Source organism: Pseudomonadota bacterium, assembly GCA_022361155.1.
Classification (GTDB): domain Bacteria; phylum Myxococcota_A; class Polyangia; order Polyangiales; family JAKSBK01; genus JAKSBK01.
In genome coordinates this window covers 1-8,738 of sequence record JAKSBK010000372.1, presented here as the reverse complement: position 1 = coordinate 8,738, position 8,738 = coordinate 1, and the positions used below count along the sequence as shown (strand labels likewise).

The window sequence follows — 8,738 nt, the reverse complement described above, 5'->3', positions numbered from 1 at the left end:
GCGAGTCCAAGCAACTGATCGTCCGCATCGTTGAGATGCTCACCAAGCTCTGCCGATAGTCACGGTCACGCGTGGGATCCGGCTACGGCCACGACTACGACTACGACCACGCCTACGACCACGACCACGACCACGACCACGACCACGACCACGACTACGGCTACGACTACGACCGGCGCGCGTTGCCCCCGGACGGCAGCGCGGTAGGCTTGTCGTGGATAGCCGTTCAGGCCCCTGGAAGTCCCGATGCCGCGCCGTAGACGCACCAGTCGACATGAGCGGGTGTGGCCGGCCGACCTCACCCGTGTTGGCGTCCGGTCAATGACGCTTGTTGATTCCCCCCGTGTGGCGCTGCGCGCGTGATGGAGCGTGTTCTCGCTTGCGTAAGGTCGCGTCGTGGCACACGGGTCACGCGTTTGTCCCAGGCATGTCTAGCGCCGACGCCGGATCGCGTCGATGATGCAAGATGCGCAATACAAAGACGTCGCCATCCAGGCATTTGTAGAAAATGATGTGCTTGTCGGCAGGCAGTGATCGCACGCCTTCTCTGAGCTCATCGCGTGCCCGGCCAAGCTCTGGATTATCGGCGAGTTGGACAAAGCGATCCGACAACTCCCTCACATAGCGGTCGGCTTGGTGCAGGCCCCAGCGTGTTACCGTGTAGGCGTCGATTTGCTCCAGGTCTTGATAGGCCAACTTGGACAGTCGAACGTTAGCCATCGGCCCGATGCGGCCGGCTCAAGAAGGTCTCCAGATCAAACGGCACGGTCTCTCCGGCACGCACCTGCTCGCCCGCCAAATCAATGTCCCGCCGCAACGCCTCCAGCTTGGCCGCGTAGATTTCGTCAGCCTGCATCTTGAGTCGCAGCGCATCGCGAATGACCTCGCTGGCGTTGTTGTAGCGACCGCCCGCAAGCTGTGTCCGCACGTACCGCTCGAAGGTGTCGCCGAGATGGATGTTCATGACCTGGAGTATAGCTGCAATGTCCAAAAATGGCAATTATAGCCATCATGGCGCAATGGTCTGGCGCAGTCGGTGTGGCTGTCCTCAAGCGCCTCCCCGGCGTTTCCCGCAACTGTGCCCGGAGTATGGGCCGCAGCGCGCGCCGTGGGCTCCAGGCTCCTTTTGGAGCGCGTCCGCGCGCCCATGTCCTGCACCAGCACCTGCGCCGAGGGCCGATGCTTGGTGGCGATCTCCCATGCGCTGGCCGCGGACACAAACACCGTATTGTCCGGATCCGCCACCGTCGCCCGTGCCCGTGGCGACAACCGGCCGTCGTCCAACAACCACCACGGCCAAACGTGGGTATCGAGCAGAAAGCTCAAGGTCAGTCCAGCGTGGATGGGGGGGTGATGGTCTAGATCGCCTGGGCTCACAGGCGTCGAAACTCCGGAGTCAGCGCGGCCTGCTTGAGCATGGCTTGGAGCGAGCCTCCGCGGGCCAGCGCCCGCCATAGCTGATCGAGCGCGCAGCCGTCGCGTTTCAGGTTCTCCCAGCGACCAAACGTGAAGCGAAAGTACTGGCGCACGAGGCAGCTGTGCGCTTTGCCGCTCTTGACAATGAGCTGCATCAGGTCGGCGGAACCGCTCGCAGGCGTCTTGTCCCCCCGCACGACGAACGGCACGCTGCGCGTGTCGATGGGTGCGGTTCCTACTTGCACGCCCTCGGTGTTGAACAGAGGCTGGGCTTTGCGCCAGCGTCCGAGCGCGTCGAAGTTTTCGGTGGCGAAGCCCAGGGGATTGATGTGGCGCCGATGGCAGCCCGCGCATTGCGTTCCCGGCTGGCCCGTGAGCGCTTCGACGACCTGCCGCGTGCTGTGCGTGTCGCTCAGCTCGGGTGCGTTCCTGGCAACGTTTCCCGGCGGCGGCGGAAGCGGGTCGCACAGGATGTTGGTGCGAATGAATACACCCTTCTTGATAGGGCGCGTCGTTGCCGAGCCCGTTGCAAGGAAAGCAGCGCGGGTCAGGATGCCGCGCCGCTTTCCCGCGACAAAGGAAGGAGGCGGCACGCCGGGGACGTGCATCCGCAGCCCGTACAGGTCCGCGAGATCCCGGGTGCGTGCAAAGGAGAGATCGGTCTGGAGCAGGCTTTCCAGGCCCGACGGCTGGTCCCAGGTGTAGTAGTCCGCCAGGTCCAGCACCTCTTCGATCATGCTTCGCCGCAGACCTGGCAGCGGCAGGTCCTTGCCGGCAAAGGCCCGGAACACAGGCTGTTCGTTGCGGCTGCGCAAATCCGGCAGCTTTTCTAGCTGGAGCCAGTCGCGATAGAACTCGCGCATGGTCTGTCGCGTGCGCGGGTCGGCGAACAGGCGCGCGACCTGGCGCGCGTACTCTTGAGCGTTGTCGAGCGCTCCAGCACGCGCCGCTTCCCACAACTCGTCATCGGGCATCGTGTCCCAGAAGTGATAGGACAGTCTGCTCGCGAGCTCGAACGGTGCGAGCTCACGGTTTTCGCCTGCTCGAGGTACTTGCAGTCTAGCTTGTTCAACGCTGCCTTGTTCAACGCTGCCTTGTTCAACTCTTCCCTGCTCAACGAGGTACAGGAACTGCGGAGCAGTCAGCAGGTTGGTGATCACGTTCGCGAGGCCTGAAGGGCTCACGCCGGAGCCGGATCCATGCAGCGCCAGGTAGGCGTCGCGCTCGCCCGCACGCAGCGGTCTCCTCAGGGCCCGCGCACCAAAGCGTTCCACGAACGCCGCGAGGCACGGCCCGTCGTTGCCGGCGTCGCGGTCGGTTGCGCATTCTCCCACCGTAGCGCGCAGGCGCCTGGCGGCGGCGAGCTGGCCGCCGGCCGCATGTGCAAGCTTGTACGCTGCCTCGACGAAGCTCTGCGACAGATCCTGATCAAGTCGCCTGTAGCCACTTTGAAGATGCCCGCCGGGAGCCGCTTGACGGTCCTCGGGAAGCGCCGAGAGCTCGGGTCCGAGGGCTGCGAGCACCTCACCCGCGGCGTACTCATCGCGCAGGGCGAAGTGCACGAGGTCGTGTACCGTCTGCACTAGCTGGCGCCGCGTCAGTCGTCGCCATCCGCTGCGCGTGGAGCGAGCGACCGAAGGGCGGCAGGCGAAGGGACTGACAGTCTGGGGGGCAGAGCTGTTGGTTTCGCTCGCGGTGCCGGCCCGCACCGCTGCGCTGGTTAGGGCGTGCCGGGACTGTCCGGCGTGTCCTCCGCATGCGGTTAGCACGAGCAGGCAGAGCAGCAACCCCCCCGCGCGGCCGAAGCATGGCCTCGTATCGAGGTGCTGAGTCGAGTCGCGGATGTGCTTCACGAACAACCCCCGTTCTTATCTGGTGGAATAGGCCCCGCTCACGGGGGCCGACGTCGCATGCTCTCCCACAACGGCGACTAAATTCGGTTTAGCATGGTCGGGATTGCGAGCAAGGGTTTTGTCTGGCGTGGCGGGAGGGCAGGGACGGGTTCCCCGGTCCCCGGTCCCCGTCCCCGTTCGGTGTCGATCTCGGGCCCTGAGGCTCGGGGTCTCTTGAAGCGTGCGGCCTCACTGCGTCCGCCAGGGATAGGCGGGATGGGAGCGTTTTCGTGGTCAGTCGCAGTGGAAGGGAGACTAAAGATCGTCGGGGCTCAGACCCGTGTGCTTGGCAATGCGAGCGAGCATCCTGGGGCCGATCTCCACGCCATCGTGGAAGGCCCAGACGTAATCAGGCCAATCATCGCGTTCGAGGATGCGGTGCGAGCCCCGCTGCCGCTTGGTGTTCCAGCCGATCCGGCACAACGCTGCAAGCACGCGCCGCGCTTTGGTCGTGGACCAGTCGCTCACGCTGCTGGCGAAAAGACTTGAAGCAGTACCGGAGGCACCGACTCGCCGTTCTCCAGCCGGTCGGCAACGACCCGCAGCGCCAGGCTCTGCACCGCCTTGAGCGCTTCGTCACGGCTTTCGCCATACGCCAATACACCCGGAAGCGCTGGAATCTCCGCGATCCAGCACCCGTCCACTTCCTGCTCCAGCTCGATCGACAAGCTCATCGCTCCATTATGGTGCTCAAGCCTTCGCTCGAGCAAACCGCCTCTGGTTTGCTGCTTCATACTTGGCACAACTCCTCGTCTTGTTCCGCGGCTAAGTGTTGAATGCCGCGTGCCGGTCGTAGACGTGCAGCGTTTTCGCTCAGGACTGGCAACGTAGGCGGCGGAGGGAACCCGGCACCAGTTTGGCCAAGTGCCGGGCACGACGTTATCGCCTGGCAGGTGCGGCGAGGGCTCGTCGTAGTGGTAGATGAGCCGTTCGTGCTCTGTGCCGTCGGGAGCAAGGGGCGCGGCTGCCGCGGCGCGAACGACCCAGCGCAGCTTCGAGCGGGACCTGCACGCCCTGCGCAACGAGCTCCAGAGGCAGGCGGCGCACTACGGAGAACGGCTGGCTTCGCTATGGGGCGGCGCTGCTGCACAGCCGCAATACGAACGTTCTGCGTTCCTGGGCTCGGTGTCCGGGCTCGGCTCGGGGTCTTTTGAAGCGTGCGGCCCTCACTGCGTCCGGAAGGTACGGACGGGGGACCAGGCATGGATGGGGTTGATGGTGTCGAGTGCGTGGGCGACGCAGCCGGCGTAGGTGCCGGGGGATGTTGCGTAGTCGCTGAAGTCGCAGGGTACGATGATCACGCCCCAGTCCCAGGACAGGGAGGCGGACAGATCGGGGGTGAAGGGAAGGGCGGTGGCGCCGCTGCAGGTCGGGCTTGCCGGAGCGTTGTAGACGGGGGTGCCGCCGGCGTCGGTGCAGGTCATGTGGAAGCCCACGTCGAGGGCATCCTCGGCAAGGGCGGGTGGGCTCATGAGAACGAGCGTGGTCACGGCGCTCGGGAGGGCGAGCATGTTGTCGGGCAGGTCCGTGCCGCTGGTGGGGTTGTCGAGGTAGACGACGTAGCTCCAAGGGCCTGTCAGGCCGGGCGAGGTGTAGGCGTGCCAGGAGAGGGTGGGCGCAGTGCCCACCACCGCATCCTGGGCCGGGGCGAGGAGATCGATGGGGGGATCGAGCTGCAGGTCTTGCGTCAGGTTCGCGCTGAAGTCGAGGTTGATGAGGGCGCGTGTGTACAGGAGGTTTTCGGGGCTGTAGGGGTCGCCGCTGCCGTCGGCGTCGATGTGCCCGGTGAGCTCGCCGGCGTCGGCGAAGCTCGAGCCGAGCACGGTCAGCTGGTAGTTTGTCGACTCGGCGGGCAGGTATACGCTCGCGAGAGCTTGTCCGTTTTCGCTCGCGGCCACGAGGTAGGGCTTCTTCTGGTTCGTGTGATCGACAAGCTCGCCCGAGACGGTGATGGTGTGCATGCCGCTGGTGTCGGTGACGAAGTGGCTCTGCACGCCCTCGGCGGCTGCGTCGTAGTCGCCGCTGGCAGGGTCGGCGTCGTAGGCGGTCATGCTCACGCAGTACGCCGTTGCGTCGGCCAGCGGCATGGCGGGCGTGTACGAGGTACCGAGTACGGTGGCGTTCGGATCGGTCCAGTTGGAGTAGGTGCTTTCGTCGGCCGAGGTCAGGTGCACGCGGTAGGTGCTCGCATTCTGGACGGGGTTCCAGGTCAGCGTGGGCTGCAGGTTGGTGTTGGCGCTGGCACCGGTCGGTGAAGTGGGGAACATGGCGCGCGAGAGCTTGGTGACAGCCTTGATGCGGTCCACTTCGATGTGGATGAAGTCATCCGTGGACTGGTGGAAGAAGAGGGTGTAGTCGCCAGCGTGCTCGGGCGCCGGATCGAGCACGCCGAAGCTGAAGTCGCCGTCGCCGGCACCGGTGTCGAAGCTCGAGCTCGTGTTGTCGTGCACAGCCTTGCCACAGCCGCCGTCGTCGAGCAGGGTGACGAGCGAGCCGTCGGGCAGCTTCACTCTTGGGGCGCTCACCCCCGCGGGGGTGCTGCCCGTCCAGGCGGGCATGAAGGCGGTCATGACGAGGTAGAAGCCCCCGCACAGTCCATCTCCGAGCGCCTGGTCGCCGGAGCCGGTTACGTAGATGGGGGGCTCGGCCTCGGCCGTTTCGTTGTATGCGTAGGCGTTGAAACCATCGTAGCGGAGGTTTTCCGTGCCTGCGCTGCGAGCCGACAGGGTCAAGTAAACGTCGCGGTCTGTGCCGTCGACCATGACCTGCTGCAACCGAGTCTGCGCGTCGAACTCGATGGTCGGCTGTCCGTCCGGCGGGCTCCTGCGGGGGCCGAAAGAGTCACGGAACGCACGCACGTAGTAGGTGCCGTCGATGACCGAGAGCTCGTAGGGGAGCGCGACCGCCGGCATATCCTCGGTCACGTTGACCACGGTCTCGGCGATGTGGTTGGGGATGTCCTCGATGCCGGCAGAGTCGTAGAGCCGGACGTGCACCTTCTCCCCGTCGAGCAAGCCGCCCCGGGTGCCCATTACCTGCGAGACGGTTCCCCGTATGTTGAAGCGATCCTTGTGCACCACCGGGATGGTCACTATGTCGGAGGCGCCATGGTCGTTGCTCAGGTGCACGCTCACGGTGAGCGGGGTGGAGTTCGCTGGGGGCATGTAGTCGACCGACAGCTCGAATCCACCATCGCCGGCGACCGTGCCCGCGCCCGTGCCAACGGACGTTGCCTCGTCATGGATCTCGACGTGGACCTGCGCGAGCGGCTCGCCGCTGCCGGACACGGTTACGGTCCCGCTCACGCGATCGTTGGGCGCCGGTGCAGTGACTACCGGCGCCGCCGGGGGACTCATCCCACTACCGGTTCCCGTCCCGGACCCCGTCCCGGTCCCCGTTCCAGTACCCGTGCCGCTTCCGGTCCCGGTTCCCGTCCCCGTTCCCGTCCCCGTTCCAGTCGCGGTCCCCGTTCCTCCGATCCCGCCAGCGCCCCCAATCCCACCGTAGGCAGTGAACCCCCCGATCCCGCCCGTCGCGCCCGTGTCCGTGCTTCCGAGCTCGTTGCCGCACGCTGGGGTGAATACGATGACCAGCGGGACCAGAAAGCGGGCAAGGTAACGTGTCGTCATGAGTGTCTCCCCTGGGCTTACGGCTTCGTCCGCAGCCGTCTCGCATGCTGCCCTGGGCGGCACGTGTGTCGCTTGAACGGCGCCGGTTGCGTTTTTTGAGGGCCGGAATCGCTGGCTGGGTAAGCGGCCCCGACACGAGCGATGGCTGGTGACTTTCATTAAAAACATAATAATATGTTCCTATTGAAATTTGTGCGGGGTGTGCTAGGGTGTGTCAATGCCTCAGGTATCGGGTCGGAGATTTCCTGGTCTTGGTTCGACGCCCAAGGTTCCCGTGGTGTCTCGCCCGTCACGCACGGGGCTCGGCTCGTGGCGGAAACTGGCACAGCTCGTATGGGGTTCGACACTGCTCTCAGCCTGCGTAGGAGCGGCTCCTCTGGGCGAGGAGCGGCCTGCGGATGCCTCGCAGCCTGCTTCGGAGGGTCCCGTGGCCGCCACCAGGTCAGACTACGCCCGCGGTCTCGGGCTGGCCGAGGTGGCGATCTACCAGAGCGTCAAGGTCCCGCTGATGCGCCGCATGGTGGAACCCGAGCAGCGGAACGCCCCCGTGGTTGCAGGGCGCGAGGCTACCCTGCGCGTATTCGTGCGTCCGGACGAGTCGTGGCAGCCGCGCGAGGTTACGGTGCGCTTGAGCCTCGCCGGCGTTCCGGGTGGGGCGAAGGTCCTCGAGCGGACGCAACGGGTCGAGCTGGCTTCGAGCGAGGCGGACCTGGGCAGCAGCATCAATTTCCGGCTTCGTTCCGATCAGGTCACCGAGGCCGCAGCAGTGAGGGTGGAGCTGCTTGAGACGGCGGCCGTGGTGCGGGCCGACGGAGCGGTAGGGCAGGACGCGGTTGATGAGCGTGCGGATAGCCAGGGTGCTGGAGCAAAGAGCGCGACCGGACAGGTTGGGCAGGTGCGCTGGCCACGGGAAGGCCACGCTTCGCTTGCAGCCGAGCGCCTCGGGCCCCTGAGGGTGCGCCTGGTGCCTATCCGATATGCCGCCGACGGCTCGAACCGGCTGCCGGAGCTGCCGGCAGCGCAGCTCGAGGCATTTCGCGAGCGCCTGCTCGAGCTCTACCCGGTGAGCTCGGTCGAGCTCAGCGTGCGCGAACCGGTGGCCTCGGACGTGGTGGTGCGCCGCGAGGGTCAAGGCTGGGCCGAGCTGCTGCAGCGGCTGGTCGAGCTGCGCCAGGCCGACGCCGCGCCGGCGGACATGTACTACTACGGGCTCGCCAACCCGGCCGTGTCGAATGACGTGTTCTGCAAGGGCAGCTGCGTGGGCGGGCTTGCCCCCGAGGCGGGTCCGGCGGACTGGCAGCTCAGGGTCGGCGTCGGCCTCGGCTACGACGAGCTTTCGACGGTCAACACGCTCGTGCACGAGCTCGCGCACGCGCATGGACGCAAGCACGCGCCTTGCGGCGACACCCATGATGTCGATCCGGACTTTCCTTATGCCCGAGCCGCGCTGGGCAGCTGGGGTTTCAGCGCCATGGAACAGCGCGTGCTCGGACCCGAAGCTCACAGCGACTTCCTGAGCTACTGCAGCCCTTCGTGGGTGAGCGGCTATACCTACGGGGCGCTCGCGGAGCGAATTCGCAGCGTTGCGACCGGCGCGCAGTCCGCACGTGCCGACGAGGACGCTTCCACGGCGGCCGAGCCGCCGCAGTGGCGCACGCTGGTAGTGGAGCAGGACGGGAGCATGCGTTGGGGCGAGCAGCCTATACAGTGGCGGGGTCCGGCAGGCGCTCCAGAGCGACCGGCGACCATGTTGCATGTACGCGATGCGTCAGGACGCCCCTTATCGATCACGGCCTACCGT

Annotated in this window: 9 protein-coding genes; 2 read left to right on the top strand and 7 right to left on the bottom strand. The window is 66.0% G+C overall.

What is annotated here, in order from left to right; all coding sequences use genetic code 11:
• Positions 1 to 71 precede the first annotated feature (71 nt).
• Positions 72 to 260 carry a hypothetical protein gene (locus MJD61_14330; GenBank protein MCG8556447.1) on the top strand — a complete coding sequence of 63 codons (189 nt, stop codon included), beginning with the start codon at positions 72 to 74 and terminating at the stop codon, positions 258 to 260.
• 148 nt (positions 261 to 408) lie between these two features.
• On the opposite strand, the gene MJD61_14325 is transcribed toward MJD61_14330, so the two are convergent.
• The 7 genes from MJD61_14325 to MJD61_14295 form a co-directional block, all read right to left on the bottom strand.
• The gene (locus MJD61_14325) at positions 409 to 720 is read right to left on the bottom strand and encodes a type II toxin-antitoxin system RelE/ParE family toxin (protein MCG8556446.1); all 312 of its coding nucleotides are present in this window, start codon (positions 718 to 720) and stop codon (positions 409 to 411) included.
• A complete protein-coding gene (locus MJD61_14320; protein ID MCG8556445.1) occupies positions 713 to 964 on the bottom strand; it encodes a type II toxin-antitoxin system ParD family antitoxin in 252 nt (83 codons plus the stop codon). The genes MJD61_14325 and MJD61_14320 overlap by 8 nt, the downstream gene beginning before the upstream one ends.
• A complete protein-coding gene (locus tag MJD61_14315; protein ID MCG8556444.1) occupies positions 961 to 1,326 on the bottom strand; it encodes a type II toxin-antitoxin system VapC family toxin in 366 nt (121 codons plus the stop codon). Before MJD61_14315 ends, MJD61_14320 begins: the two co-directional genes overlap by 4 nt.
• A 47-nt stretch (positions 1,327 to 1,373) precedes the next feature.
• A complete protein-coding gene (locus MJD61_14310; GenBank protein ID MCG8556443.1) occupies positions 1,374 to 2,999 on the bottom strand; it encodes a DUF1592 domain-containing protein in 1,626 nt (541 codons plus the stop codon).
• Between the two features lie 564 nt (positions 3,000 to 3,563).
• A complete protein-coding gene (locus MJD61_14305; GenBank protein ID MCG8556442.1) occupies positions 3,564 to 3,776 on the bottom strand; it encodes a type II toxin-antitoxin system HicA family toxin in 213 nt (70 codons plus the stop codon).
• Entirely contained in the window at positions 3,773 to 3,982 is a 210-nt protein-coding gene (locus MJD61_14300; protein MCG8556441.1) for a type II toxin-antitoxin system HicB family antitoxin, read from the bottom strand. The genes MJD61_14305 and MJD61_14300 overlap by 4 nt, the downstream gene beginning before the upstream one ends.
• A gap of 492 nt (positions 3,983 to 4,474) precedes the next feature.
• A complete protein-coding gene (locus tag MJD61_14295; GenBank protein ID MCG8556440.1) occupies positions 4,475 to 6,937 on the bottom strand; it encodes a Gmad2 immunoglobulin-like domain-containing protein in 2,463 nt (820 codons plus the stop codon).
• Positions 6,938 to 7,364: 427 nt separating this feature from the next.
• Between MJD61_14295 and MJD61_14290 the strand changes: the two genes are divergently transcribed.
• Positions 7,365 to 8,738, top strand: a 1,374-nt coding sequence (locus tag MJD61_14290) for a M66 family metalloprotease (protein MCG8556439.1), incomplete at its 3' end; no start/stop codon positions are given.